Here is a 24,516-nt window from a genome sequence, read left to right on the forward strand (position 1 = left end):
GTGGGCAGCGGGGGAGGGAAGAATGGTGGACGGTGCAGGGATCGAACCTGCGACCTTTCCCGTGTGAAGGGAACGCACTACCGCTGTGCTAACCGTCCGTGCCGGTGTGCCGCCCGGGGGCGGAACCACCGCGGTCGTACGTGCCTGAAGCAGGCCGCGACCGGATGCCGGGCCTTCTAGGGCGCGCCGACCCGAAACGTCAAGCGCCGCGCGCGCCGTTCCGGTGGGCGAGGTTGACAAGGACGGCGCCGCAATGCGCTGTGGCCGCATGCACGAGAAGCAAGCGGGCGATCCGTCCGACAGCGACGTGACCAGGGAGGACGGCCTGCGCCCGGCCGGGCCGCGCGTCGCGATCACCTATTGCACGCAGTGCAACTGGCTGCTGCGCTCCGCCTGGATGGCGCAGGAGCTGCTCTCGACATTCCGCGACGATCTCGGCGAGGTAGCCCTCGTGCCCGCCACGGGCGGTGCGTTCCGGATCGAGATCGCCGGGATCCTCCTATGGGAGCGGGTCCGCGACGGCGGGTTTCCGGACGTCAAAGCCCTCAAGCAACGGGTGCGCGACCACCTCGACCCGGGGCGCGATCTAGGCCATATCGACCGGTCATGAAGCGAGGGAACGGCGAGGAGCCCGCGGGGCACCGCGTGCCGGGGACGGGCGCCGCTTGAGCCCGGAACAGGACGCCGAGGGCGCGAACCTCCCGGCGGTCCTTCCCGCGCGCCGGTCGTGGCTGTCGCGCCGGATGCACCGGTTCGGGCGCAACGGGTTCTCCACGCAGGTCTACCTGATCGCACTGGTTGTGGCGCTGATCGGCCCCGGGCTGCTGTTCACCAGCATCCTGCTGATGCGCTACGCCTCGGCCGAGCGGGCGCGGTTCGAGCAGGACGCACGCGAGAACGTGCGCGGCATCGGCCTGTCGCTCGACCGCGACACCGCCGGCCTCGTCTCGGTGCTCCAGACGCTGGCGACCTCGCCGCGGATCCGGCAGGGCGACTTCGAGGCGTTCGACGCGCAGGCGCGCCTGGTGCGCGAGTCGATCGACCTCGACGTTCTGCTGCGGCGCCCGAACGGCCAGGAGGTCGTGAACACCGGCGTGCCGCGGGGCGCGCCGATGCCGATGATGCCGCTCCCGTTCGATCCGGAACTGGCGCAGGGCGCCCAGCGCGCCATGGTCAGCGGCTACGTCCCGGGCCCGACCCCGAACGAGGCCACCTACGCGGTCGGCGTGCCCGTCATGGTCGAGGGCGAGGTCGCCTACCTCCTGAGCTTCACGGTGCCGCTGTCGCGCCTCCAGGGCATTCTGTCCCGCGAGGTCGTACCCGGCTGGACCACCGGTATCTCGGACCGGGCCGGGACGGTCCTGGCCCGGTTGCCGGACCCGGATGCGGTTGTCGGCAAGCCCCGGCTCGCGAGCCTGCGCCAGGTCCAGACCGCGACGCCGGGGGTGTGGGAGGGCCAGGACCGCCAGCATAAGCCCGTTGTGGTGATCGAGGCGCGCTCGCGCCTGACCGGCTGGATGGTCGCCACCAGCATCCCGCAGGCGCTCGTCGACGCCCGGGTGCGCCGGTGGATCTGGGCGTTCGCGGGGTTCGGCCTCCTGGTGCTCGCCACGTCGTCGGTCCTGGCGGTCAACCTCTGGTCCCGGGTGTCGCGACCGCTGCGGCTGCTGGCGGCCTCGGGCCCGGCGCTCTCGCGGGGCGAGGCGATCCCCCGGGTGCCGTCGCCGGTCCACGAGATCCAGCGGCTCGGGGCGGTGCTGTCGGACGCGTCCCTGCGCCTGCGCACTCGCGAGGCGGAGCGCGACCGGGCGCTGGCCGATACCCGCCGCGGCCTCACCGCGCTGAGCGAGAGCGAGGCGCGGTTCCGCCACATGGCCGATTCAGCACCGGCGCTGATCTGGATGACCGACGAATCCGGCGGGGTCAGCTTCGCCAACCTGCATTTCGAGCACATGTTCGGGATCCCGGCGGCCGAGCTCACCAACGAGGGCTGGGAGCGGATCGTCTACGCGGACGACCTCGAGCATTTCCGCGCGGCGTTCGCAGAGGCCTTCGAGGCCCGCGCGCCGTTCCGCACCGAGGTGCGGGTCATCGACCGGGGCGGGGCCGTGCGTTGGCTCCGGTGCGAGGGCGTGCCGCGCCTCGACGACGACCAGAACTTCCTCGGCTACACCGGCTGCAACATCGACATCACCGACGCGAAGTTCGCCGAGGAGCACCTGCTGCTCCTGATCCACGAGCTGAACCACCGGGTGAAGAATACCCTGGCCACCGTCCAGTCCATCGCCGGCCAATCCTTACGCGGTCTGGAAGGCCCGGAGGCCGACGCCGCCCGGGCGGCATTCGAGGCGCGGCTTCTGGCGCTCGCCCGGGTCCACGACGTGCTCACCCGCGAGAGCTGGGAGGGCGCGGAGATGTCGGCCGTCGTGGCGGACGCGATCCGGCCGCTCGAATCCGGGGACGGACACGCGTCGCGCTTCGCCGTGATCGGCCCAGCCCTGCGCCTGCCGCCGCGGCTCGCGCTATCGATCGCCATGGCGCTGCACGAACTCGGCACCAACGCGGTCAAGTACGGCGCCCTCTCGGTCGAGGGGGGCACGGTCGAGATCTCCTGGACGGTGCGGCGCGAAGCGGAAATCCGCCTGTACCTGCGCTGGGCCGAGCGCGGCGGCCCGCCGGTGAAGAAGCCGACGCGCACCGGCTTCGGCTCCCGCCTGATCGAGCGCAGCCTAGCCCGCGAGCTGGCCGGCGAGGTGGCATTGACCTACGAGGAGACCGGCGTGATCTGCACGATCGACGCGCCGGTCCCACCGCCCGGGCTGCTGGAGCGCAAGAGCGCCGCGGCGCCGGCCCGGATCGCGCCGCTGCCGTTGGCGGGGTAGGGCGGTATCGGGATGGACCGGCCGGTCGATCAGTGCCGGTCAAACCGGCGGGCGCTCCGCGCGTCCCGCTGCGCGTTGACGAACACCTTCTCCTCGCGCCGAGCGCGGTCCTTGTCCCGCCGGGCCTGCGCGCGGGCAAGCTCAAGCTGCTTCCGCTGGCTCGACTCGATGTCCTTCAGGATGTTGAGCTCGCGCTGCCTGTGGAAGTCCTGGGCCAGGGCTGGAAAAGCCGTTGAAACGACCAGGGCGGCGATACAGGCGACGGTTCGCATGGATGGTCCTTCCGAATATCAATGGTTCACGTCGCACTTCTGGTGATAACGAAGCATTCCTGCCGCGAAGCGACGAAGATTAGAGCATCCGCCGAGATTATGCTCGGCGAATTGGTCTCATCTAAGATTGTTTCGTACTGAACACATGCTGAGCGATTTTTGGCAAAATTGCTCAACCAGCGACCCAATGGCGGTTCGATCCTCGGTATTGCTTCGCGAGGTCGACCGGTGGGACTCGACCGGTCACGCCATTCTTCCAAACGACAGGTTGGAAGAGTCACCTTCCTGTATGCCTGCGCTTCGTCGGGCCCATCGGCTTATTCCGGCATGGCGCAGCGCGACGACCGGTCCTCGAGTGGTCCCAGATTCCGGTACATGTTCGGCCGAGGGGATCATCTATGCCCCGGAACACCTCGGTCCGCGGCCCCGACCCACCCTCAATGATACGGATCGGCCGCATCCCGCAGCCCGTCGCCCATGAAGTTGAAGGCCAGCACCGTCACCAGCACCGGCAGGACCGGCAGCAGCAGCCAGGGATAGAGCTGCACCGCCGCCAGATTCTGCGCCTCGTTGAGCAGCACGCCCCAGCTCGTCACCGGCGGGCGCAGGCCCAGGCCCAGGAAGGAGAGGGCGGTCTCACCCAGGATCATGGTCGGGATCGACAGGGTCGCCGAGGCGATCAGGTGGCTCATGAAGTTCGGGATCAGGTGGCGGCCGATCACCCGGGCCGGCGAGGCGCCCATCAGCTCCGCGGCCTGGACGAAATCCTCCTCGCGCAGGGCCAGCAGCTTGCCGCGCACCGCCCGGGCGAGGCCCGGCCAGTCGAGCAAGCCGAGGATTACGGTGATGCCGAAGAAGACGAGCAGCGGGCTCCAGTTGGGCGGCAGCGCCGCCGACAGGGCGAGCCAGAGCGGCAGCTCGGGCAGCGAGCGCACCACCTCGATCAGGCGCTGCACCCCGGCATCGACCACCCCGCCGAAATAGCCCGCGATCCCGCCGAACAGCATGCCGAGCGTGAAGGAGATCGCAACGCCCACAAGCCCGATCGTGAGCGAGATCCGCGCCCCGTAGATCATGCGGGAGAACAGGTCGCGCCCGAGCCGGTCGGTGCCGAGCAGGAACAGGGTACCGGCCTCCGGCGGGCAGACGACGTGGATGTCGGTGGCGATCAGCCCGAGCCAGGCATAGCCATCGCCCCGGCAGAGGACGCGCAGGGGCTGCGGCTGGGACGCATCCACCACGTAGTCCCGCCGGAACGTGTCGAGGTCCAGATGCGCCCGGTAGGGATAGACGAACGGCCCGACGTATCGGCCGTCGTGGAACAGGTGCACGCCCTGCGGCGGTGCGTGCAGGAAGTCGCCGTTGCGCCGGGCCTGGCCGTAGGGCGCCAGCATCTCCACGAACGGCACCGTCGCGTAGAGCGCCAGCAGGATCAGCGCCGAGGCCACGGCGATCTGGTGGCGCAGGAACTTCCGGACGATCAGCCGCCAGGCCGAAGCGCCGCCGGCGGGGTTCTCGCCCACCGCCTGTGGCTCGAACGGCGCCGGATCGACGAAGTGGCCTCGGGCCGTCTCTGGCATCACCGGTTCCGTCACCGCGCGCCCATCACCGCGCGCCCATGCGGATGCGCGGATCGAGCCAGACCAGGATCAGGTCGGAAATCAGCATGCCGACCAGCGTGAGTCCGGCGACGAACATCAGGATGAACCCGGCCATGAACTGGTCCTGGCTGCGGAGCGCGTCGAGGAGGAGCGGCCCGACCGTTGGCAGGCTCAGCACCAGCGAGACCAGCACCGAGCCCGAGACGAGGTGCGGCAGCAGGTTGCCGATATCGGCCACGAACGGGTTGAGCGACATCCGGAACGGATATTTCAGCAGCGCCCGCATCGGCGGCAGGCCCTTGGCCCGGGCGGTAACCGTGTAGGGCTTGGCCAACTCGTCCAGCAGGTTCGCCCGCATCCGGCGGATCATCGCGGCGGTGCCGCCTAGCCCGATCACCAGGGTCGGCACCACCAGATGCGCCAGCAGCGAGCGGATCTTGGGCCAGTCCCAGGGCTGGTTGGTCAGCGCCGAATCGTAAAGGCCGCCGATCGACAGGCCGAACCAGCGGTTGGCGTAGAACAGCAGGATCAGCGCCAGCAGGAACCCCGGCACGGCGAGCCCGACATAGCCGAGCAGCGTCACCACCGCGTCCCCGACTGTGTGCCGGTGGGTGGCGGAATAGATCGCCGCCGGGATCGCGACCACGTGAACGAAGACCACCGCGGTCAGGTTGATCAGCAGGGTCAGCCACAGGGCGTCGCCGACCACGTCCGCCACCGGCTTGTCGTACTCGAACGACCAGCCCCAATCGCCCTGGAGCAGCCCCGAGAACCCGACCGGTCCCGGCATCAGGCCGATCCACATCAGGTATTGCTCCCAGACCGGCCGATCGAGCCCGTATTGGCGGATCAGCAACTCGGCCTTGGCCACGGAGCCCGCTTCGCCGGTGGCGCGCAGCTCCATGATCCGGTTGGTCAGGTAGTCGCCCGGCGGCAGCTTGATGATGAGGAACACCAAGGCGGAGATGACGAGCAGCGTCAGCGCCATGGTGACGATGCGGCGGAGGATCTGGATGATCACCGGACCTCCGCGCGCGTGTCGGCGCCCTTGTCCCAGAACACCTCGTCGAGGCGCTGCACGCCGATCAGGGCCGTGGGATCCCAGGCGTACAGGGCGCGCCCGGGCAGGTTGGCGAGGCGGTCGGCCGCGACCACGGGCTGGAGCGCGCCCGCCACCGTGCCGATCACCCAGGTGTTCTGCGCGTGGTTCATCAGCATCTCGCGCCAAATCGCGGCCTGCCGCTCGGCGTCGTCCGTGTGGCGCCATTCCCGGTCGAGGTCGAGCAGGTGCTGGACCTCCGGGACGTCGCAGGCCTCGCCGGACTTGCCCCGGCTCTCGACGTTGGCGCTCCAGAGCGGCCAGGCATAGTGCTCGGGCTGGGCCGGGCTCAGCTCGGTCGGCGGCATGATCGCGGTCGGCACCGCGAGGTCGAGGCCTTGAGCTGCGACCAGCACGGTCATGCCGCCGATCGAGCGGCGGTGCAGGTTGGTCCGCTCCTGCGGCTTGGTCACGAGGCGGATGCCGACCTCGCGCCAGAACTCGGTGATGAGCAGGAGCGCGTCCAGCACCATCTCGGCCTCGCCGTCGCTGTCGACCACGACCTCCATGGCGCGCCCGTCCGGCATCAGGCGGATGCCGGAGTCGTCGCGGCCGGTGAGCCCGATCGCGTCGAGCAGGCGTGCGGCCCCGGCCGGGTCGTAGCCGGCGTGGAGCGTGCGCAGCTCCGGCGTGTAGAGCGGGCTGTCGGCCACGATCGTGTCGTTGCCCTCGGTGCCCAGCCCGAACAGCAGCGTGTTGTTGAGCGTCCGCCGGTCGATGGCGAGCGACAGGGCCTGCCGGTAGCGCACGTCCCGGTTCAGCGCCCGCCAGCCGGGATCCCGGGTGGTGAGGTTCGGGTAGAGCGCGATCTCGGAGCCGCGGGCCACCGGCCACAGGTTGGTGCGGTAGCCGTGGGCCTTCTCGCCCTCCTTGAGGCTCGGGATATCCGGCATCGACAGGCCGCGGAACATCAGGTCGGCCTCGCCGGCATTGGTCTTGGCGACCAGCAGTCCCTGCGAGGCGACGTCCATCACGATCGCGTCGACGTACGGAAGCTGGGTCCCCGCGGTGTCGACCCGGTGGTAGCTGCGGTTGCGCTCGAACCGGAAGCGCGTGGCCGGCGAGCGGGTCCGCGGCACCCAACCCTGGAGGGTCGGGCAATCCGGGTTGTTCAGCTCGTAATTGTCGTCGAGGCGGTTGTGCAGGGCCGCCCAGCCGCGCAGCTTCAGCGCCTTGGCCTTCGCGTCGGCCGCCTCCTTGCCGAGGTAGCGGGCGTGGACGGTCTTGAGGTAGTGCGCCGGCCGGTAGATCAGCGGATCGCGCGGCGCCGCGAGCGCCGGCAGGAACATCGGGTTCGGCCGGTCCCAGCTGAAGCGGATCGTCACCGGGTCGAGGAATTCGACCTTCGGGAGCTTGCCGTCCACGAGGAAGAACACCGGCGGCCCCTCGGGGCTCAGGGCTTTCTCGTTGGCGACGTCCTCCCAGTAGTAGCGGAAATCCTCACTGGTGAACGGATGCCCGTCCGACCAGCGGTGGCCCTGGCGCAGCGTGAAGGTGAACACCCCGCCCTCCACGTCGATCCGCTCCAGCAGGTCGGGCCGCAGCTGCAGGGCGGCATTGTAGCCGACGAGCCGCGTGTAGCCGTAGACCGAGAGGTAGCGGACGTCCCGGGCCTTCGCGATCAGCGTCCGGATCGTCCCGCCGGCGGTGCCGGTGCGGCGGCCCCGGGCGGCGAGGTCGATCACGAAGGGTTTTTCGGGCGGGGCTGGGGCGTCGGCTGGCGGGCTTTCGGCGAATGCCTTGCCCGGGCGGTAGAGCAGGGCCGCGGCACCGAGACCGGCAATCAGCGCGCGGCGGGAGACGCCGGTTCCCCCCGCAAAGCCGCGATCGGTTTCGCGTGCCGGTTGGAGAAGGCCGCGACCGCCCCCCTCTCCCGTGCCGGAGAAGGGGCCCGCGCCTCGTTCGGACACGCCAGAGTTCAGTCGGCCAGGGAGGCCCCCGCGGGTCTCGAAAGCGCTCACAACCCGCCCCCCGCCACCGGATGCAGCGCCACGTAGGTTAGCCGCGCCGGCGAGTACCCCGTGGCCCGGTGCAGGTCGTCGAAGGCATGCGCGCGGGCGATCAGCCGGCCGGCCTTGCGCACCAGCGGATCGTTGGCCGGCTGCTCGAACGGGCGGCCGTTGCGGGTCCAGCGGATCGGCTCGGAGCCGGGGTCCGGGCTGGTGATCATCGCGATGGTCGGGTGCGCGGGGCCGCCATGAGCGTGGATCCGGTGGCCGGCGGCGTCGTCGTCGAACAACAGCCGGGTCAGGCCGCGGGATTGCGCCTCCACGACCCGGCGTCCCTGGGCGACGTGGTCGTCGAAGAACGCCACCGTGACGGCGGGATCGATGCCGGACCAGTCCACCGTGGACCAGTCGGCGGTGCTGTAGCGTGCCTGCGGATCGCGGTACTGCAGCCCGGACAGGTTCGGGTCGTGACAGAAGATCCGGGCACCGGGCCGCGCCATGCGGATGACCCAGGTGGTGAGCCCGCGGAACACCCCGGATTCGATGACGACATCCGGCTTCAGCGCCCGCATCGTCACGTAGAGCTGGAGCGCGCCGTTGAAGCCGCTGCCGCCCCGGCGCTGCCGGACGGGGGCGGTGGGGATCAGGGACCAGAACTCCCGGACCCAGTCCAGGAGATCGCCGTCCGACGCGAGGCCGGCGGCGGAAAAATCCCGCTCCAGGATCGCGGCGGCCGATTCGAGCAGGATCGTCACCTCGCGCGGCGAGGTCGGGCGGTGGCTCCAGTCGGGAGCGGCCGGGACGAGGTCGTAGCCGAGGCGGTCGAACAGCGGCGCCAGCACCTTGCGGCGCAGCCGTTCGAGCATCACGGGCGGGCGGCCCTGCATCACGCGGCCTCCGCGTCCTGGGCGGCGCCGAACCGGACCCGGTGGCCCGCCTCGATCACCCGCATCGCGCCGGCCTCGTCGGGGCCGAGCCGGTAGGGTTCCGCCCAGCGGGTCGGGTCGTTCTGGTCGCCGGTGATCGCGGCGAAGTCGAGCGGGCGGTCGAGGCTCGGGTCGGGCACGGCGGCGAGCAGCGCCCGGGTGTAGGGATGGACCGGGCGGCGGAACAGGGCGGCGCGGGGCGCCTCCTCGACGATCCGGCCCCGGCACATCACGCTGATCGTATCCGCCATGTAGTCGATCACTGCCAGGTTGTGGGAGACGATCAGGTAGGACAGCCCGAGGGCCGCTTGCAAATCCTTGAGCAGGTTCAGGATCTGCGCCTGCACCGAGACGTCCAGCGCCGAGACCGGCTCGTCCAGCACCAGAAGGCTCGGCCGCGGCGCCAGGGCGCGGGCGATGCCGATCCGCTGGCGCTGCCCGCCCGAGAAGGCGTGCGGGTAGCGGCCCAGGCCGCTGGCCTCCAGGCCGACCATCGCCATCAGCTCCCGGCAGCGCGCGCGCCGCTCGGCGGCGGGCACGCCGTGGATCTCCATGGGCTCGGACAGGATCTGCCGCACGGTCATCCGCGGATCGAGCGACGCGTAGGGATCCTGGAACACGAACTGGACCGTGCGCCGGTAGGCGAACAGCGCGTCGCCGGACAGGGCATGGACGTCCCGCGGACCACCCCCGTCATCGAACAGGATCTTGCCGGAATCGGGCGGCAGCGCCCGCATGATCATCTTCGAGACCGTGGTCTTGCCGGACCCGGATTCACCGACCAGCCCCAGGGTCTCTCCGGCCGCGAGACTCAGCGACACGTCGGAGACGGCGCGGACGATCCGGGGCTTCTGCCACAGGCGTCCGGCCCGCAGGGTGAAGCTCTTGCTGACGCCCTCGACCCGCAGCAGCGGCCCGGCGGGCTTCACCGGCGTCCGGACCGGGGGGATTTCGGCGCGCGCCGGGCGGATCGGGGTCAGGCGCTCGCCCGGCGCCATGTCGAACCGCGGCACGGCTTGGAGCAGCGCGCGAAGGTAGGCGTGACCGGGGTTGCGCATCACGGTCTCGCGCGGGCCGGCCTCGACCAGGCGGCCGCGGTACAGCACGGCGACGTCGTGGGCGATGTTGGCGACCACCCCGAGATCGTGGGTGATCAGCAGGATCGCCATGCCGGTCTCGTCCTGGAGCCGGGCGAGCAGGGCGAGGATCTGCGCCTGAGTGGTGACGTCGAGCGCCGTGGTCGGCTCGTCGGCGACCAGGAGGGCGGGCTTGAGGATCAGCGCCATGGCGATCATGGCGCGCTGGCGGAGGCCACCGGACAGCTCGAACGGGTAGGTCCTCAAGGCGCGCTTCGGGTCCGGAAAGCCGACCCGGGCCAGGGCTTCCTGCGTGCGCGCATCGGCCTCCCGGCGGTCCGCACCGGTGTGGATGCGCAGGGCCTCGCCGATCTGGTCGCCGATCGTGTGGAGCGGCGACAGGCAGGTCATCGGCTCCTGGAAGATCATGGCGATCCGCTGCCCGCGGATCGCCCGCATCGCCGAGCCCTCGGTGTCCAGCCGGGCGATGTCGATCTCCGCCGGCCCGTCGCGGAACAGGATCTGTCCGCCGGCGATCGCGGCCGATCTCGGCAGGATGCCCATGATCGCCTGGGCGGTCACCGACTTGCCGGAGCCGGATTCGCCGACCAGCGCGAGGGTGCGCCCCCGCATCACGTCGAGCGACAGGCCGTGCAGCGCCGCGAACGGTCCCGTCTCCGTGCGGAAGGTGACCGCGAGGTCGCGGATGGACAACAGCGGGCTCAACCTGTCCTCGCAGCGGGTGAGACCGGAAGATTAGATGCCGCAGCGCCGGTTTCCACCATGGCACCGGAAAATAGGCTTTGGGGATCGAGACATGTCACGGCCGGATGGTCGCGGAGGACCGCGAGCAGGTCGGCCACGAAGGCCCAGATCGCTGCGTCGTGGACGCGGTGGTGGGTAAGCAGGCCGACCGGGCGGGACGGATCGCGGGCGATGCCGGCGGCGAGGTCGTGCAGCAGCGTGTCGGGGTCGCGCACCGAGCGGGTGCCGCGCCAATCGATGGGGTCGAGCGTGGCGTCGGCCCGGACGAGCCCCGGGATCGCCGGTCCCGGCACCGCCGAGAGCCCACGATAACCGAGCCCCGGCAGGGCGGCGGCGAGGTCCGGGGCGAACCGGTTCCAGGGCGGCACGAAGACCGGCAGCAGCAGCGCCTCGGCCAGGCGCGCGCGGGCGATCCGCAACCCGGCCGCGGCATCCGCCACGAGCGCGTCGAGCGGACGGTGCGGGCCGAACTCGGCGGCCTTCTCACCCGGCGGGGCGTGATCGTGGTGGGCTAGTCCGTGCACGGCGACGCTCACGGACTTTGCCACGGCGAGCCGTTCTCCGAGGGACGGCTCGATCCCACTCGGGATCGCGGCGAGCAGGAGCGGCGCGCCGTGCGCTTCGGCGAGGGCGATCAGCCGGTCCAGGGCAGGGGACGCCGCCACGGCATCGTCGTCCCGCCACCAGAATCGCACACCCCGGCCGCCTGCCGCGGCTTCGTCGAGGGCGTTTCGGAGGGCGACGAAGCCCAACCGGGCGCTCTCCCTCCCCCCATTGCGGGCTACGACGTTCAAACCTCGGCTCTCAAAGGGCGCGACGAAACCCTCCTCCCGTGCGGGAGGGGGGACCGGCGCCTGACCGAGCACCTCCGGCCGCCCGTGGAGCCTGAACAAATCTTCGACGATCGCGACCGTCCGCGCCGCCCCGCCGAGATCGATCCCATGCGGCCCAGGCGGCGTGGCTTGGCGCTGAGCATCCACCGCGCGCAGCAGCGATTCGACGGTCAACTCGGATTCCGGCAGGACCCGGCCCAGCCCGCGCCCTGCGAGGCATTCCGCGCGCAGCCGCTGCTCGGTCTCGCCGCCGGCCTCGAACGGCACCAGCACCGCCGGGGTCGCGGTCGCCAGGAGGTCGAGGGCGGTGTTGTAGCCGCACTGGCTCACCGACAGGGCCGACCCGGCGAGCAGGCTCCGGTAATCGGGCCGGGCGCGCCCGATCGTGCCCTCGGGCAAGCCATGGGCGATCGCGGCGAGTTCGGGGTCCGGCACGCCGTGCCCCGCCAGGATCCGCCAGCCGAGCGACGGGCGCATCCGGGCCGCGGCAGCCGCGGCGCTCAACAGCCCGAGGCCAGCCGGCCCGGACCCGGCCGCCACCAGCACGCCGGTGCGCGTCGCCGCCGGGACGGTTCGGGAGCCGTCATCGACGTAGCCCGTGTAGCGGATCTTGCCCGCGGTTCCGGCATCGAGCGGCCAGGAGGCGTCGAGCGGCACGAGCGCCGGGTCGCCGTGGACCAGCACGGCATCGTAGAGCCGCGCGACCCTTTCATGCGCCTCGGCGATCCGTTCCGGCTTGGCGGAGGCGACCAGGATGTCGCGCAGGGAGGCCAGCACCCGTGGGCGCGGCCGACGCGCCTGCGCCGCCTCGACCAGAGCCAGGAACTCGGCGGCGAGCGCCCGGCGGCCGAACGGGAACAGCTCGGTGATGACCGCGTCGGGGGCGAAATCCGCCAGCGCGTCCAGCATCAGGGCGCGGCGGCGCGCGAACAGGGCTGGATCGGCCGGGCTGCCGTCCGGTCCCAGGGGCCGGGCGAAGTCGGTGCCGGCGACGCGGAGCGGCGGCAGCTGCACCAGGCGGACATCGCTGAGCCGCACCATCGGGGCCGGGACGCCGCCCGAGACCAGCAGCGCGTCGTGGCCGGAGGCCACGAAGGCGCGCCCCAGCGCGGCGGCGCGGGTGAGATGCCCGGCGCCGAGGAGATGCGTGACCGCGATCAGGACCCGCACGCGGCCATATCCGGTTCGCGGACCTTCACCGGCGCGGCGAGGCCCGCGGAGGTGCACAGGGCCTCCGCGATCAGGTCGATGGCGGCGTCTTCGGAGAAGTCCTGAACCAGCCGCACCCGGGCGGCGGCGCCGAGCCGGAGCCGCAGGGCCGGGTCGGCGGAAAGCCGCGCCAGGGCCGCCGACAGCGCCGCCGGGTCGCCCGGGGGGACCAGGACGGCGTGGCTGCCGTCGGTCAGAAATTCCGGCGTGCCCGCGAAGGCGGTGGCCAGGATCGGCAGCGCCTGGCTCGCGGCCTCCATCAGCACGTTCGGCAGCCCGTCCCGGTCGCCGCCGGGGGCGGGCTTGGTCGGCAGCACGAACAGGTCGGCCGCGCGCATCGCCGCGATCACGGCGGGCTGCGCCTGGGCGCCCCGGAAGGTGACTCTGTCCGGGAGCCCGAGCGTGCGGATCCGGGCTTCGAGCGCGCCACGCAGGTCGCCGCCGCCGATCAGGTCGAGGTGCCAGTGCAGGCCCGGGGGCAGGGCCGCCAGCGCGTCGATCAGGTCGTCGTGGCCCTTCTTGGCGACCAGCCGGCCGACGCTGAGCAGCCGCAGGGGTGCCGCCGGGTCGGTCCCGTCGCGGGGCTCCCGCGCCGGCGGCGGGGCGGGAAAGCGCGAGAGGTCGAGGCCGTGATAGGCCAGCCGCGTCCGGCCCGGCGCCAGCGCGTCGAGGCGGCCGAGCCCGTCGCGGGTGCAGGTCACCCCCCAGGCCGCGTCGGAGAGTTTTTCGGTGAGGTCCCAGGCCGGCGTGGTCCAGATGTCCTTGGCGTGGGCGGAGAAGCTCCAGCGCCGCCCGGTCAGCAGCGCGGCGTAGCGGGCGACGCTCGCCGGCGTGTGCAGGAAGTGCACGTGGATGTGGCCGACCTCGGCCGGCAGCTCCCGCGCGAGAACCAGCGCCTGCCCGAGCCGGCGCAGGCGCGAGGCCGATGGGTCGCGGACAAGGTCCCGGGCGAACAGGGCGAGCAGGGCCGGGAGGCGCCGCCGCGTCAGGGCCGAGCCGAGACCGCGCAACACCCGCAGGGGCGCGTCGCGCAGATATTCGGGCAGGTAGGTGGCCGGCGCCCGGATTGCCGCGTGCATCGGGTGGCGGGCCCGGTCGGTGGGCCGGCGCAGGGACCAGATCTCCAGGGACAGGCCACGCCGCTCCAGTGCCAGCAGCTCCTGGGCGATAAAGGTCTCGGACAGCCGCGGGTAGCCCTTGAGCACCACCGCGATGCGCGTCTCGGTCACGAATAGGCCCGCGCGCGGGTCCGCAGCACGCCCGGCGCGGCCAGGGCCCGGACCCGGCGCGCGACCGCGTCGAGCCCGTCGAGCAGGCCCGGGACCAGCACCCGCGACGGCTCGCTCTGGTCCGGCAGGGCGCGCAACGCGGCGGCCATCCGCTCGGGGGCGCGGCCGTCGGCCTCCAGCAGGACCCGGGCGAGGCCGAGCTGCTCGGCCGCCAGCGCGCGGATCGCCTGCTCCCGGCGAGGCTCGGTCCGGGGCACCAGGATCGCCCGCAGGTCGAAGGACAGGATCTCGCAGAAGGTGTTGTAGCCGCCCATCGCGACGACCCCGGCGGCCTTGCGCATCAGGAATTCGATCTGGCTGTCGAAAGTGATCGCCGCGATCCGGCCCCCGAGCCGAGCGATACGGGCCGTGAAGCCGCCCCGGGTCGAATCGTCGAGGAACGGACCGAACGCGATCAGCGAGGGCAGGGGGATGCCGGGATCGGCCTCGTAGGCCGCGATCACCCAGTCGATCAGCGCCGCGCCGTCGCCGCCGCCGCCGGGCGTGACCAGCACGAACGGCGCGCGGGCGACGGCCGGCTCCTCGCGGCCGGCCTGCATCGCAGGGACCTCCCGGCGGAGATAGCCGGTATAGATCAGCCGTTCGGCGATCCGCGCGGCCATCTCGGGGTCCATCGGCAGGGCCGCCAAGGGCTCGTGGATCCGGCTGAGGCCGTAGACCCAGATCTCGTCGTAGAACCGGGCCATGATCTCGGCGGCGCCCTTGCGCTCCCATTCGGGCACGAGGCGGTCGGCGTCGTCGAGCACGTCGCGCAGGCCGAGCACCAGGCGCGTGCCCCGGCCCGCGGCGCGCTCCAGCACCGGCATCAGTTCGCCGTGGAAGCCCGCGGGTTCCTTGTCCACCAGGATCAGGTCCGGCTCGAAGCTCGCGTCGGTCCGGCCGATGATCGCGGTGCGCTGCGCCACGGTGCTGGCGAGCGGCGTGGTGCCGTCGAGGCTCGCGTATCCGCCGTCGGAGAACTTCGTCACCGGGGGCAGCCGCACGGTGTAGACGCCGGGCGCGAACGCGTAGCAATCCACCACCGGGGAGCCCGAGATGATCATGGCCCGCGCACCGGGGCTGCTGGCCACGATGGCGTTGGCGATCGCCCGCGAGCGCCGCAGGTGGCCGAGCCCGAACGTGTCGTGGCTGTAGATCAGGATCCGGGGGGCGGGGGAGGCCTCGTCCGCTCGCATCGTCATCGCCGCCCCCGTTGACGGCGCGAATGTCGCAGCCGCGCTCGTCTCGCACAAGCCGCCGCGTTCGGCAAACCCCGCCGTTAACGGCGCCGGAACCGCCGTCGCCTAGAAGTGGCTCCCAGTCCTTGAAGCAACGCGCTCGCTTACGCCGAACCGGTCTCTACGTCGGCGGCTCGCGCTCCAGCACCCTGCCGAAGGCCGCCATGTCCGCGCCCATCCCGATCGAAGCGCCGGCGTCGCGGTTCGCGGCGCTCCGGGCCGATCTCAAGGACCTCGTCGGCAGCGACGCGCGGCTCCTCGCCTTCGCCCAGCGGGCCGCCTGGGTGCTGGTGCCGCTGACGCTCCTCATCGTCGCGGTCGTGTTCGGCACCGGCCCGGAGCCGCGCCGCAACTGGTACGGCGACATGCTGGGCAACGATTTCAGCCAGATCTGGGTGGCCGGCCGGTCGGCGCTCGAGGGGCGGGGCGGCGAGCCCTACGATCTCCCGGTCCATCTTGAGAACCTCAAGGCCGCGTTCGGGCCGGATTGCCGGTTCGCGTGGCACTACCCGCCGGTGTTCCTGATTCCCGCCGCCGCCTTCGCGACGCTGGAGCCGCAGCCGGCGTTCTGGCTCTGGACCGCCCTGTCGCTGGCGGTCTTCGCCGGGGCGATGCGGTTCGCCGCCGGCCGGCGCGACGCCGCCTGGATCGCGCTCGCCCATCCGCTGGTGTTCTGCAACCTCACCTACGGACAGAACGGCCTGTTCACGGCCTCGCTCATGACCGTCGGGGCCGTGCTGGTCGACCGCCGCCCCTGGCTCGCGGGCCTGTGCTTCGGCCTGCTGGCCTACAAGCCGCACTTCGCCGCCCTGGCGCCGCTGCTGCTGCTGATCACCGGCCGCGGCACATGCCTGGCTGCCTGCCTGGGCACGGTACTGGCCCTGTGCCTGGCCGCTTTGGCCCTGTTCGGCACCGCGCCCTGGATCGGTTTCCTGGGGACCCTGTCGGAAACCAACCGCATCATTCTCCAGCAGGCGGCGGCCGGGCTCGAACTCAACGCCAGCGCGTTCGGGGCCGTCCGGCTGCTGGGCGGCCCGATCGCCGCCGCCTGGGCCCTGCAGGCGCTCGTCGCCACCCTGGCGCTCGCCCTCGCGATCCGCGCCTGGACGCTGCCGGCCGCCGCCGACCTCCGGGCCGCCGCCCTGCTCGCCGCCGCGCCGCTGCTCTCGCCCTACCTGCCGGTCTACGACCTCGTCCCGCTGGTCCCGGCGACGCTGCTGCTGGTGCTGGCCGCGCACCGCGCCGGCGGCCTGCGCCGCCACGAGCGCGCGCTCCTGCTGGCGACACCGCTGTTCGCGCTCCTGCGCGAATGCGCCGGGCTGACGGGATTCCCGCTCGGGCTCGCGCTGGGCCTTGCGACCCTGGCCTGCATCGCCGAACGGATCCGCCCGTGGGGATACCCAGGCGGACGGGGACGTGCCCTGGCCTGAGCGGACCGCCGCCAGCACCCGCGCCGTGACCCCGCGCTTGACAGCGACGCGACGTCGTGGCCGGAAGTCTTGCGTTACAGAAACAAAGTCGAACGAAGCCCAAAATTTATCGAAGTCAAAATTTCGACGGATCCGAGTTTATTTCAGCTCATCGATTCTCGGATCGGACTATTGATCTCGCGCTGAGCTCATAGGGCGAATCGCTATGTTCTCAGCCTTCTTTCGATCCGTAGCCAGTTCTTACCACTCCCACGCGGGGGCGGCGAAATCCGCCACGCCGACCAGCTCGGATCGATACGCCAGGGCGACAGCCACGCGTGCGTCCACCGCGGGGAACGCGGGCCAGACATCCGCCTCACAGGTCGCCGTCGACGCCCGGAAATTCCTGGATGCCGGCTATCTGAAACTTGGCAAGGTCGCCGATGCCGGCACCTCGGACCAGGATTGGCACGGCGCGATCCGCATCCAGGTTCTCGACCGCCGGGCCCTCTACGCCATCGCCACCGATCACGGCGGCCTATTCTCCGCCACGGAGGCGAAGGCGGCCAAAGACGAGGTAACGTCGATCGAGGCGCGTGCGTCCAAGGCTGCCAATCCCCGCGGTACCGATCAAATGGCTGCCGCCAGGGCGACGGTCACCGTCCTGGACGGAGCCGGCCCGGAGGAGATGGCCTCCCTCGACTGGGCGCAGAAGCGCGCTGCGGCGCAGGTCCGGTATCAGGGCCTCGCGACGGCGCTGCACACGGGCCGCGCGGCGTCAGGCGTCGAGACCGGCAATCGCGTGGTCGATCACTTCGTCAAAGCCTGGGGCGAGTTCGAGAAGGCGAAGGCCTACGCACACGACGGCGCATCGGTCCATGTCGAGGGCATGCCGTCCTGGTCGAAGGGCATCTCGCTCTGGACAAGCCTCCACGCGCCGCAGGCGAAGGCTTTGGGTCGGTTGTAGCGGGGGAACAACCGGCGAGACGGGTCGACCGTGCGGTTCTCATCGATGGGCCGGTCCAACGGAGAGAGATTCCGACCCTCTCCCGCAACCCTATAGGTTCGAGATTCTTACGGACGACGCGGCGCTCCCCGCAAGGTCCGTCCGGGGGCGAGCCGGGAGGGCACGTCCCCCGACGGTTCGGGGTCGATGCCGGAACGCGACGTAGCCGCTCTCCCATACGGGCTCCGGGACATACAGGTCGGACGAGGCATCTCCCGAGGATCGATACCTGATACGGAATAACCCAGACCGTCATTCCAGGGCGCCGCAGGCGAGCCCGGAATCCAGAAACATCTTTTGTGCAAGGACTTGGCGCGTCGACGGTTCTGAGTCCCGGGCTTCGTTTGGCGGCTTCGGGATGACGTGCCCGTCGAGCCGGCGCCGACCCAGATCCGACGCAGTCCGATCCGGAAAACGTCACCCCTCATGCGGACGGGGCATCCGGAAGGGCAGCATCAGCCGCACCAGCGGGTTGCGGAAGCGGTCGAGGGAGAGGCTCTCGTGCACCGCCCGCACGGGCTCGCCGCCGAGCGTGGAGGCCAGCAGGGAGCGGGAATAGAACGGCGTGTCCTCGAAGGTGGTGAGCACCCGGGACCGGCCGTCGTCGCTGCGGGTGTCCCGGGGCATCCGCCAGAACCCGGTGGCCGGAAGCGCCGCGGCGAGCGGCGGGCGGATCTCGCGGCGGCTGCCGTCATGGTCGAAGCGCAGCGACAGGTTCTGGCCGCCGCCGCCGCGGTGGCGCACGTCGTACAGGATCGCCGCCCCGTCCGGCAGGTCGGCCCGGCACCAGGTCCAGCGGGTGAAGGCCGATTCCAGGGGCTCGTCGCCATCGTTGGTGTCGAAATAGCCGCTGCCGGTCCAGCGCAGGCCTGGCCGGTCGAAGGCGACCTCGACCCGCGAGGACGGTGCCATCGGCCACCAGCGGTGGCGCCCGCCCGGATCGAGGTGGAACGGCCCGGGGGTGAAGCCCCGCGGCTCCAGGCGCACCGTGCCGCGGATGCGGTGGGGCAGGGGAGCGCCGCGTTCGTCGATCCGGACCGTCAGGGCGGTGCCGTCCCATTCCATCGCGCTGGGGCCGATGGCGATGTGGTGGCGGCTGCGCGACAGGCTCCCGGCGCCGCGCTCGGTCATGGCGAAGCGGCTGCGGTCGCCGTACAGCACCACGTTCATGGCGCAATGCGCGAACGGGTTCTTGTCGGCACTCCAGGCGTAGTAGGGCGAGAACACGCTGCCGATGAACGCGATGATCGTCAGCCCCTGGCGGCCGTCGTCGCTCACCGCATCGACGTACCACCACGCGTAGCCGTTTTGCGTGACCGGGCCGTCGAATCGCGGTCCTGCAGGATCGCCGCCGCCGCCAGCCGGCCCGATTGCGCCGCCATCGGCACGCCCGGGCCGGGATGGATCGTGCCCCCCGCGAGGTACAGGCCCGGCAACGCCGTCCGGGCGCCCGCCCGCTTGAAGGTCGAGGCCCAGCCCTGCGGCGCCCGGCCGTAGAGCGCCCCCGCGCTCCCGGGAAACCGGCTCTCGAACCCGGCTGGGCTCGTCACCACCGGGGGCAGGGTGTCCGCGAAGGTCAGCCCGCAGGCCTCCAGCCGGCGGTTCAGATTCGTCTCGCATCGGGCGATCTCCGAGGGCGTCAGCGGGCGCTCGCGGCCGTCCGCCGGAGCGTTGACGAGCATCAGCAGGCGTTCCGGCCCGGCGGGCGCGGCGCCCGCCTCGGTCCGGTCCTGCGCGCAGATGTAGATGGTCGGGTCGTCGGGCAGGCGGCGCTGCCGCAGGATCGTGTCGAACTCGGCCCGGTAGTCGTCCGAGAAGAACACGTTGTGGTGGGCCAGCGGAAATCCCCGCGGGACCGCGGCCCGGCACAGGGTGACGGCGGAGAGCGAGCGCTCGGCCGGCGCCAGCCGCTCGCCCATCGGCGCGGCTTCCGGGCCGAACAGCCCGGCGCCGAGCGCCGCCGCGTCGGCGTTGCAGACGATGGTGTCCGCCGGGATCCGCTCGCCGTCGGACAGGACCACGCCGGAGACCCGGCCCCCCTCGGTGAGGATCCGGTCCACATGCGCGCCGAATCGGAACGTGGCGCCGCGCTGCGTGGCGAGGTCCGCCACCGCCCCGGCGAGCGCGCTCATGCCGCCGGCCACGGTCCAGACCCCCGCCTGCTCGACATGCGCCACCAGCATCAGGGTCGCGGGCGCGGTGAACGGCGAGGCACCGCAATAGGTGGCGTAGCGCCCGAACAGCTGCAGCAGCCGCGGATCGCGGAAGTACGTCCCCAGCGCCGACCACAGCGTCGCGAACGGCTGGATCCGCCAGAGGTCGCCGAGACCCGAGATCCCGACCCTCTGCGCCAGGCCGGTCGGGCTGGTCCGGCCCTCGCGGATGAACGGCCCCTCCAGGGTCCGGTAGACCTCGGCCGAGCGGGCACAGAACCGGCGGTAGCCGTCGGCCTCCCGGGGGCCGGCGAACTCGGCGATCGCCGCCGCCGAGGCGTCCGGATCGGCGAACAGGTCTAGACGCGCGGTTCGCGACCAGGCGTGCCGAGCGAGGAGATGCGCGGGCGTTAACTGCGCGTAGTCCGCGAAGTCTGCGCCGGCTTCGGCGAACAGGTCTTCGAAGATCCACCGCATCGTGAACACGGTCGGACCGGTTTCCACGAAGAGTGGGCCCACCGGAACGTTGGCCATCTTGCCGCCGGGCCGTGCGGCGCGCTCAACCACCGTTACCGATAGGCCGGCATGCGCCAACCGTAAGGCGGCGGCCAGACCGCCGATCCCGGCCCCGATCACGACGACGCGTTCCTGCGCCACGTTCACCCTCGCGCTTACGCCACCGATTGGGATTGATCTCGGGTCATCGCAGTGTCAATAAGAAATGACACTTGTCGCTGACAACCGATCATAACACGGGAGGCGCGCCATGGAGTCGGGTCGGCGGATCGAACAGGCGCTGGATCGCGCCGTGGCTTATGCCGAGGCGCCGGGTGCGCCGCCCCTGTTGGCCGAGGCGTTGCGCTACGCCGTCTTTCCCGGTGGACACCGCATCCGGCCCCGCCTGTGCCTGTCGGTGGCCCGTGCCTGCGGCGACGACGATCCGTCCGCCTCGGAGGCCGCCGCCGCGGCGATCGAGCTGCTGCACTGCGCCTCGCTGGTCCACGACGACCTGCCCTGCTTCGACGACGCCCCCCTGCGCCGGCAGAAAGCCACCGTCCACATCGCCTTCGGCGAGCCGGTCGCGGTGCTGGCCGGCGATGCCCTGATCGTGCTCGCCTTCGAGACCCTGGCCCGGGCCGCCGGCCCCTATCCGGTGCGGCTCGCCCGCCTCGTCGGCCTCCTCGGGCGCGCCGCCGGCTCTCCCAGCGGCATCGCGGCCGGTCAGGCCTGGGAATCCGAAGCGCATATCAGCCTGAGCGACTACCAGCAGGCCAAGACCGGTGCCCTGTTCGCCGCCGCCACCGTGCTGGGCGCCGCCGCCGCGGGAGCCGATCCGGAACCCTGGCGGCGCCTCGGCGAATGCCTGGGCGAGGCCTACCAGGTCGCCGACGACCTGCGCGACGTCGCCTGCCGCCAGGAGGAGATCGGCAAGCCCGCCGGCCGCGACGCCACCCTAGGCCGTCCCAACGCCGCCGCCCTGCTGGGGACCGACGGCGCCTTGGACCGCCTGTCCCGGCTCACCCGGGAAGCGGTGGCGGCGATCCCGGCCTGCCCGGGCGTGGCCCAACTCACCGCCGAGATCGAGGCGCAGGCGCGGCTGTTCTTGCCCGCGAGCCTGCGCGCGGTGGCGGCCTGACCGCCGGCTCGGTCTTGCGCCCCGGCGCAGCCTTGGCGGCTGCGCCCACGCTCCGAGACCGCTGGCTCGGCATGCGCAACCGCTTGGTGGCGAGCCCACGCTTCCAACGCTGGGCAGCGGGCTTCCCGCTGACCCGGGGCATCGCCCGGAAGAACACACGGGCGCTGTTCGATCTCTGCGCCGGCTTCGTCTACGCCCAGGTGCTGACGGCCTGCGTCCGCCTCGACCTGTTCCGGATCCTGGCCGAGGGACCGCTGGCCCTCGACGTGCTGGCGCTCCGCCTCGATCTCCCGGTCGAGAACGCGCGCCGCCTGCTGCGCGCCGCCGTCTCCCTCGACCTCGTCCGGGCGCTCCCCGACGAGCGCTTCGGCCTCGCCGATCTCGGCGCCGCCCTGACCGGTAATCCCGGTATCGCCGCGATGATCGAGCACCACGCGCTGCTCTACGCCGACCTCGCGGATCCGGTAGCGCTCCTGCGTGGGACGGCGGAGCCGACGAAGCTTGCGCGTTATTGGCCCTACGCCGCCGGCAAGGCCGCCGACGCCGACGCGGTGGCGCCCTATGGCGGTCTGATGGGCTCCTCGCAGGCGCTGATCGCCGACGACGTGCTCGATGCCTGCGACCTGTCCGGGAGCCGGCACCTGATGGATGTCGGCGGCGGCGAGGGCGCTTTCCTGCAGGCCGTCGCGACCCGGCACCCCGGCCTGGCCCTGACCCTGTTCGACCTTCCGGCGGTGTCCGGCCGCGCCTACGATCGGCTCGCGCAGGCGGGCCTGGCCGAGCGGATCGCCTGCCGCGGCGGTAGCTTCCACGACGGCCTACCGTTGGGTGCCGACACGATCTCCCTGGTGCGGATCGTCCACGATCACGACGATGGCCCGGCCCTGGCGCTCCTCGCCGCGGCGCATGCGGCGCTTCCCCCCGGCGGGACCCTGATCCTGGCCGAGCCCATGGCCGGCACGCCCGGCGCCGAACCGGTCGGCGACGCGTATTTCGGCTTCTACCTCCTCGCCATGGGCTCGGGGCGGCCGCGCCGGGCCGAGGAACTCCGGGCGATGCTACGCACGGCTGGTTTCACGAGCTCACGGGAACTTCGGACGCGCCGTCCGCTGCTCACCCGCTTGATCGTCGGGCAGAAAGACGCGCGTTAAAGTAAGAATGACTTGACGCAGCAATGTGTCTATCTAGGATGACACATCGCGGTTCCGCATAAGCGAGAGTCGCACAAACAGCGGGCGGAATATTCCAGTTATGGACGCTCTCGCCGTGATCCTCGAACGTCCGGAGCGCTTGGCGGTCTCTCGCCTGCCCTTGACACCCGCCGGAGCGGCGGACGCGATCATCGCGGTTAGCTGGAGCGGCATCAGCACCGGTACCGAGCGCCTCCTGTGGTCGGGCCGCATGCCGCCGTTCCCCGGCATGGGCTACCCGCTGGTTCCGGGCTACGAGTCTGTCGGTACGGTGGTCGAAGCCGCCGCCGACGCGCCAGTCCGGGTCGGCCAAACCGTCTTCGTTCCGGGTGCCCGCTGCTTCGGCGCCGTCCGCGGCCTGTTCGGTGGCGCCGCCTCCCATCTCGTGGCCCCCGCCTCTCGTCTCGTGACGGTGGATCCGGCTTTGGGTGACCGGGCCTGCCTGATCGCGCTCGCCGCTACGGCCTACCGGGCGCTCGGCGGCCTCGTCGCCGGAGCCACACCGCTGATCGTCGGGCACGGCGTGCTCGGGCGGCTGCTGGCTCGCCTCACCGTCGCCGCCGGCGCGGAGCCGACCGTCTGGGAGATGGACCCGACGCGGCGGGACGGTGCCGCCGGCTACGCGGTTCTGGCGCCGGACGAGGATGCCCGGCGCGACTACGCTGTGATCACCGATGTCAGCGGTGACGCATCCGGCCTCGACGGGCTGATCGCCCGCCTCGCCCCCGGCGGCGAGATCGTGCTTGCCGGATTCTACGAGGCGCCGCTGTCCTTCGCGTTCCCGCCCGCTTTCATGCGGGAAGCACGGATCCGGATCTCGGCGGAGTTCCGCCCCGACGATCTCGCCTCGGTGACGGCGCTGATCGAGAGCGGCCGACTGTCCCTCGATGGGCTGATCACCCACCGCGCCCCGGCGGCCAAAGCCCAGGACGCCTACCGCACCGCCTTCGCCGATCCCGCCTGCCTCAAGATGATTCTCGACTGGAGGGACGCCGCGTGAACGTTCAGCTCAACAAGGCCGCCCTCGACCAGGCCACCCAACTCCGCGCCGAGGCGGCGATCGAGCCGGATGCGGTCTCCACCGCGCCGGTGAAGAAAGAGACGCAGATCATCGCGATCTACGGCAAGGGCGGGATTGGCAAGTCGTTCACCCTGGCCAACCTCAGCTACATGATGGCCCAGCAGGGCAAGAAGGTCCTGCTGATCGGCTGCGACCCGAAGAGCGACACTACCTCCCTGCTGTTCGGCGGCAAGGCCTGCCCGACCATCATCGAGACCTCGACGCGTAAGAAGCTGGCCGGCGAGCCGGTCGCTATCGGCGATGTCTGCTTCAAGCGCGACGGCGTCTACGCCATGGAACTCGGCGGCCCCGAGGTCGGGCGCGGCTGCGGTGGCCGGGGCATCATCCACGGCTTCGAACTGCTGGAGAAGCTCGGGTTCCACGAATGGGGCTTCGACTTCGTCCTGCTCGACTTCCTGGGCGACGTCGTCTGTGGCGGCTTCGGCCTGCCGATCGCCCGGGACATGTGCCAGAAGGTGATCGTCGTCGGCTCGAACGATCTGCAATCGCTCTACGTCGCCAACAACGTCTGCTCGGCCGTCGAGTATTTCCGCAAGCTCGGCGGCAATGTCGGCGTCGGCGGTCTGGTGATCAACAAGGACGACGGCACCGGCGAGGCCCAAGCCTTCGCGGACGCCGCCGGCATCCCGGTCCTGGCCTCGATCCCGGCCGACGACGACATCCGCCGCAAGAGCGCGAATTACGAGATCATCGGCCGGCCGGAAAGCCGCTGGGGCAGCCTGTTCTCGGACCTGGCCGCCAACGTCGCGACGGCGGCGCCGCACCGGCCGACTCCGCTCACGCAGGATGGGCTGCTTAGCCTGTTCTCGAGCGACGTGACCGGCCGCGACGTGGTCCTGGTCCCGGCGACCCATGAGGACATGTGCGGCGTCGCCCACGTGACCAAGCCGTCCCTCGAAGTCGTCTACGACGAGGTCTAGGGC

At 71.5% G+C, this 24,516-nt stretch carries 19 protein-coding genes and 1 tRNA gene; 8 read left to right on the top strand and 12 right to left on the bottom strand.

The window, feature by feature from the left end:
* Positions 1-23 precede the first annotated feature (23 nt).
* Positions 24-98 (bottom strand) — tRNA-Val (locus FV242_RS07440).
* A gap of 170 nt (positions 99-268) precedes the next feature.
* Here FV242_RS07440 and FV242_RS07445 point away from each other — a divergent pair.
* Complete coding sequence (locus tag FV242_RS07445; protein WP_246692404.1) at positions 269-610, top strand: SelT/SelW/SelH family protein; 342 nt, start codon at positions 269-271, stop codon at positions 608-610.
* A 55-nt stretch (positions 611-665) separates the two neighbouring features.
* Positions 666-2,882 (top strand): sensor histidine kinase, encoded by a 2,217-nt coding sequence (locus tag FV242_RS07450; protein WP_147906664.1) that lies wholly within the window; start codon positions 666-668, stop codon positions 2,880-2,882.
* Positions 2,883-2,911: 29 nt separating this feature from the next.
* Here FV242_RS07450 and FV242_RS07455 read toward each other — a convergent pair whose 3' ends face one another.
* The 9 genes from FV242_RS07455 to FV242_RS07495 all read right to left on the bottom strand — a co-directional run bounded on the left by FV242_RS07455 (position 2,912) and on the right by FV242_RS07495 (position 15,076).
* Positions 2,912-3,154 carry a hypothetical protein gene (locus tag FV242_RS07455; protein ID WP_147938490.1) on the bottom strand — a complete coding sequence of 81 codons (243 nt, stop codon included), beginning with the start codon at positions 3,152-3,154 and terminating at the stop codon, positions 2,912-2,914.
* A 437-nt stretch (positions 3,155-3,591) separates the two neighbouring features.
* The gene (locus FV242_RS07460) at positions 3,592-4,734 is read right to left on the bottom strand and encodes an ABC transporter permease (protein WP_147938491.1); all 1,143 of its coding nucleotides are present in this window, start codon (positions 4,732-4,734) and stop codon (positions 3,592-3,594) included.
* A 25-nt stretch (positions 4,735-4,759) separates the two neighbouring features.
* On the bottom strand, positions 4,760-5,776 hold the full coding sequence (locus tag FV242_RS07465) for an ABC transporter permease (RefSeq protein WP_147938492.1): 1,017 nt from the start codon (positions 5,774-5,776) through the stop codon (positions 4,760-4,762).
* Positions 5,773-7,764: an ABC transporter substrate-binding protein gene (locus FV242_RS07470; RefSeq protein WP_246692631.1), complete on the bottom strand. Its 1,992-nt coding sequence runs from the start codon at positions 7,762-7,764 to the stop codon at positions 5,773-5,775. The genes FV242_RS07465 and FV242_RS07470 overlap by 4 nt, the downstream gene beginning before the upstream one ends.
* A 47-nt stretch (positions 7,765-7,811) precedes the next feature.
* Positions 7,812-8,690: a hypothetical protein gene (locus tag FV242_RS07475; protein WP_147938494.1), complete on the bottom strand. Its 879-nt coding sequence runs from the start codon at positions 8,688-8,690 to the stop codon at positions 7,812-7,814.
* Entirely contained in the window at positions 8,690-10,531 is a 1,842-nt protein-coding gene (locus tag FV242_RS07480; protein ID WP_147938495.1) for an ABC transporter ATP-binding protein, read from the bottom strand. The genes FV242_RS07475 and FV242_RS07480 overlap by 1 nt, the downstream gene beginning before the upstream one ends.
* Positions 10,528-12,573 carry a glycosyltransferase gene (locus tag FV242_RS07485; protein ID WP_147938496.1) on the bottom strand — a complete coding sequence of 682 codons (2,046 nt, stop codon included), beginning with the start codon at positions 12,571-12,573 and terminating at the stop codon, positions 10,528-10,530. The genes FV242_RS07480 and FV242_RS07485 overlap by 4 nt, the downstream gene beginning before the upstream one ends.
* Positions 12,561-13,841 carry a glycosyltransferase gene (locus FV242_RS07490; RefSeq protein WP_147938497.1) on the bottom strand — a complete coding sequence of 427 codons (1,281 nt, stop codon included), beginning with the start codon at positions 13,839-13,841 and terminating at the stop codon, positions 12,561-12,563. Before FV242_RS07490 ends, FV242_RS07485 begins: the two co-directional genes overlap by 13 nt.
* Positions 13,838-15,076: a glycosyltransferase family protein gene (locus FV242_RS07495; RefSeq protein WP_147938562.1), complete on the bottom strand. Its 1,239-nt coding sequence runs from the start codon at positions 15,074-15,076 to the stop codon at positions 13,838-13,840. Before FV242_RS07495 ends, FV242_RS07490 begins: the two co-directional genes overlap by 4 nt.
* A 206-nt stretch (positions 15,077-15,282) precedes the next feature.
* Here FV242_RS07495 and FV242_RS07500 point away from each other — a divergent pair, with 206 nt between their 5' ends.
* Both FV242_RS07500 and FV242_RS07505 read left to right on the top strand, forming a co-directional pair.
* On the top strand, positions 15,283-16,548 hold the full coding sequence (locus tag FV242_RS07500) for a glycosyltransferase family 87 protein (RefSeq protein WP_147938498.1): 1,266 nt from the start codon (positions 15,283-15,285) through the stop codon (positions 16,546-16,548).
* A gap of 205 nt (positions 16,549-16,753) precedes the next feature.
* Positions 16,754-17,494 (top strand): hypothetical protein, encoded by a 741-nt coding sequence (locus FV242_RS07505; RefSeq protein WP_147938499.1) that lies wholly within the window; start codon positions 16,754-16,756, stop codon positions 17,492-17,494.
* 456 nt (positions 17,495-17,950) lie between these two features.
* Here the strand turns inward: FV242_RS07505 and FV242_RS07510 are convergent, their stop codons facing one another.
* Both FV242_RS07510 and crtD read right to left on the bottom strand, forming a co-directional pair.
* The gene (locus FV242_RS07510; protein ID WP_147906675.1) at positions 17,951-18,811 is read right to left on the bottom strand and encodes a carotenoid 1,2-hydratase; all 861 of its coding nucleotides are present in this window, start codon (positions 18,809-18,811) and stop codon (positions 17,951-17,953) included.
* On the bottom strand, positions 18,808-20,343 hold the full coding sequence (gene crtD, locus FV242_RS07515) for a 1-hydroxycarotenoid 3,4-desaturase CrtD (RefSeq protein ID WP_147938500.1): 1,536 nt from the start codon (positions 20,341-20,343) through the stop codon (positions 18,808-18,810). Before crtD ends, FV242_RS07510 begins: the two co-directional genes overlap by 4 nt.
* Positions 20,344-20,452: 109 nt before the next feature.
* Here crtD and FV242_RS07520 point away from each other — a divergent pair, with 109 nt between their 5' ends.
* The 4 genes from FV242_RS07520 to FV242_RS07535 all read left to right on the top strand — a co-directional run bounded on the left by FV242_RS07520 (position 20,453) and on the right by FV242_RS07535 (position 24,513).
* Positions 20,453-21,322, top strand: coding sequence for a polyprenyl synthetase family protein (locus FV242_RS07520; protein WP_147906677.1), 870 nt, complete (start codon positions 20,453-20,455; stop codon positions 21,320-21,322).
* A gap of 71 nt (positions 21,323-21,393) precedes the next feature.
* Positions 21,394-22,473 (top strand): methyltransferase, encoded by a 1,080-nt coding sequence (locus FV242_RS07525; RefSeq protein WP_147938501.1) that lies wholly within the window; start codon positions 21,394-21,396, stop codon positions 22,471-22,473.
* Positions 22,474-22,573: 100 nt separating this feature from the next.
* Positions 22,574-23,512, top strand: a complete 939-nt coding sequence (bchC, locus tag FV242_RS07530) for a chlorophyll synthesis pathway protein BchC (protein ID WP_147906679.1) — start codon at positions 22,574-22,576, stop codon at positions 23,510-23,512.
* On the top strand, positions 23,509-24,513 hold the full coding sequence (locus FV242_RS07535; protein WP_147938502.1) for a chlorophyllide a reductase iron protein subunit X: 1,005 nt from the start codon (positions 23,509-23,511) through the stop codon (positions 24,511-24,513). The genes bchC and FV242_RS07535 overlap by 4 nt, the downstream gene beginning before the upstream one ends.
* Positions 24,514-24,516: the final 3 nt, after the last annotated feature.

The organism is Methylobacterium sp. WL64 (assembly GCF_008039945.1).
Taxonomy (GTDB): Bacteria; Pseudomonadota; Alphaproteobacteria; order Rhizobiales; family Beijerinckiaceae; genus Methylobacterium.

What these genes read in the sequence shown, in the direction of transcription:
- FV242_RS07500 (WP_147938498.1), top strand. Translation starts at nt 15,283, where the DNA reads ATGTCCGCGCCCATCCCGATCGAAGCGCCGGCGTCGCGGTTCGCGGCG.
- FV242_RS07445 (WP_246692404.1), top strand. Translation starts at nt 269, where the DNA reads ATGCACGAGAAGCAAGCGGGCGATCCGTCCGACAGCGACGTGACCAGG.
- FV242_RS07475 (WP_147938494.1), bottom strand. Translation starts at nt 8,690, where the DNA reads ATGCAGGGCCGCCCGCCCGTGATGCTCGAACGGCTGCGCCGCAAGGTG.
- FV242_RS07455 (WP_147938490.1), bottom strand. Translation starts at nt 3,154, where the DNA reads ATGCGAACCGTCGCCTGTATCGCCGCCCTGGTCGTTTCAACGGCTTTT.
- bchC (WP_147906679.1), top strand. Translation starts at nt 22,574, where the DNA reads ATGGACGCTCTCGCCGTGATCCTCGAACGTCCGGAGCGCTTGGCGGTC.
- FV242_RS07520 (WP_147906677.1), top strand. Translation starts at nt 20,453, where the DNA reads ATGGAGTCGGGTCGGCGGATCGAACAGGCGCTGGATCGCGCCGTGGCT.
- FV242_RS07525 (WP_147938501.1), top strand. Translation starts at nt 21,394, where the DNA reads ATGCGCAACCGCTTGGTGGCGAGCCCACGCTTCCAACGCTGGGCAGCG.
- FV242_RS07460 (WP_147938491.1), bottom strand. Translation starts at nt 4,734, where the DNA reads ATGCCAGAGACGGCCCGAGGCCACTTCGTCGATCCGGCGCCGTTCGAG.
- FV242_RS07505 (WP_147938499.1), top strand. Translation starts at nt 16,754, where the DNA reads ATGTTCTCAGCCTTCTTTCGATCCGTAGCCAGTTCTTACCACTCCCAC.
- FV242_RS07495 (WP_147938562.1), bottom strand. Translation starts at nt 15,076, where the DNA reads ATGCGAGCGGACGAGGCCTCCCCCGCCCCCCGGATCCTGATCTACAGC.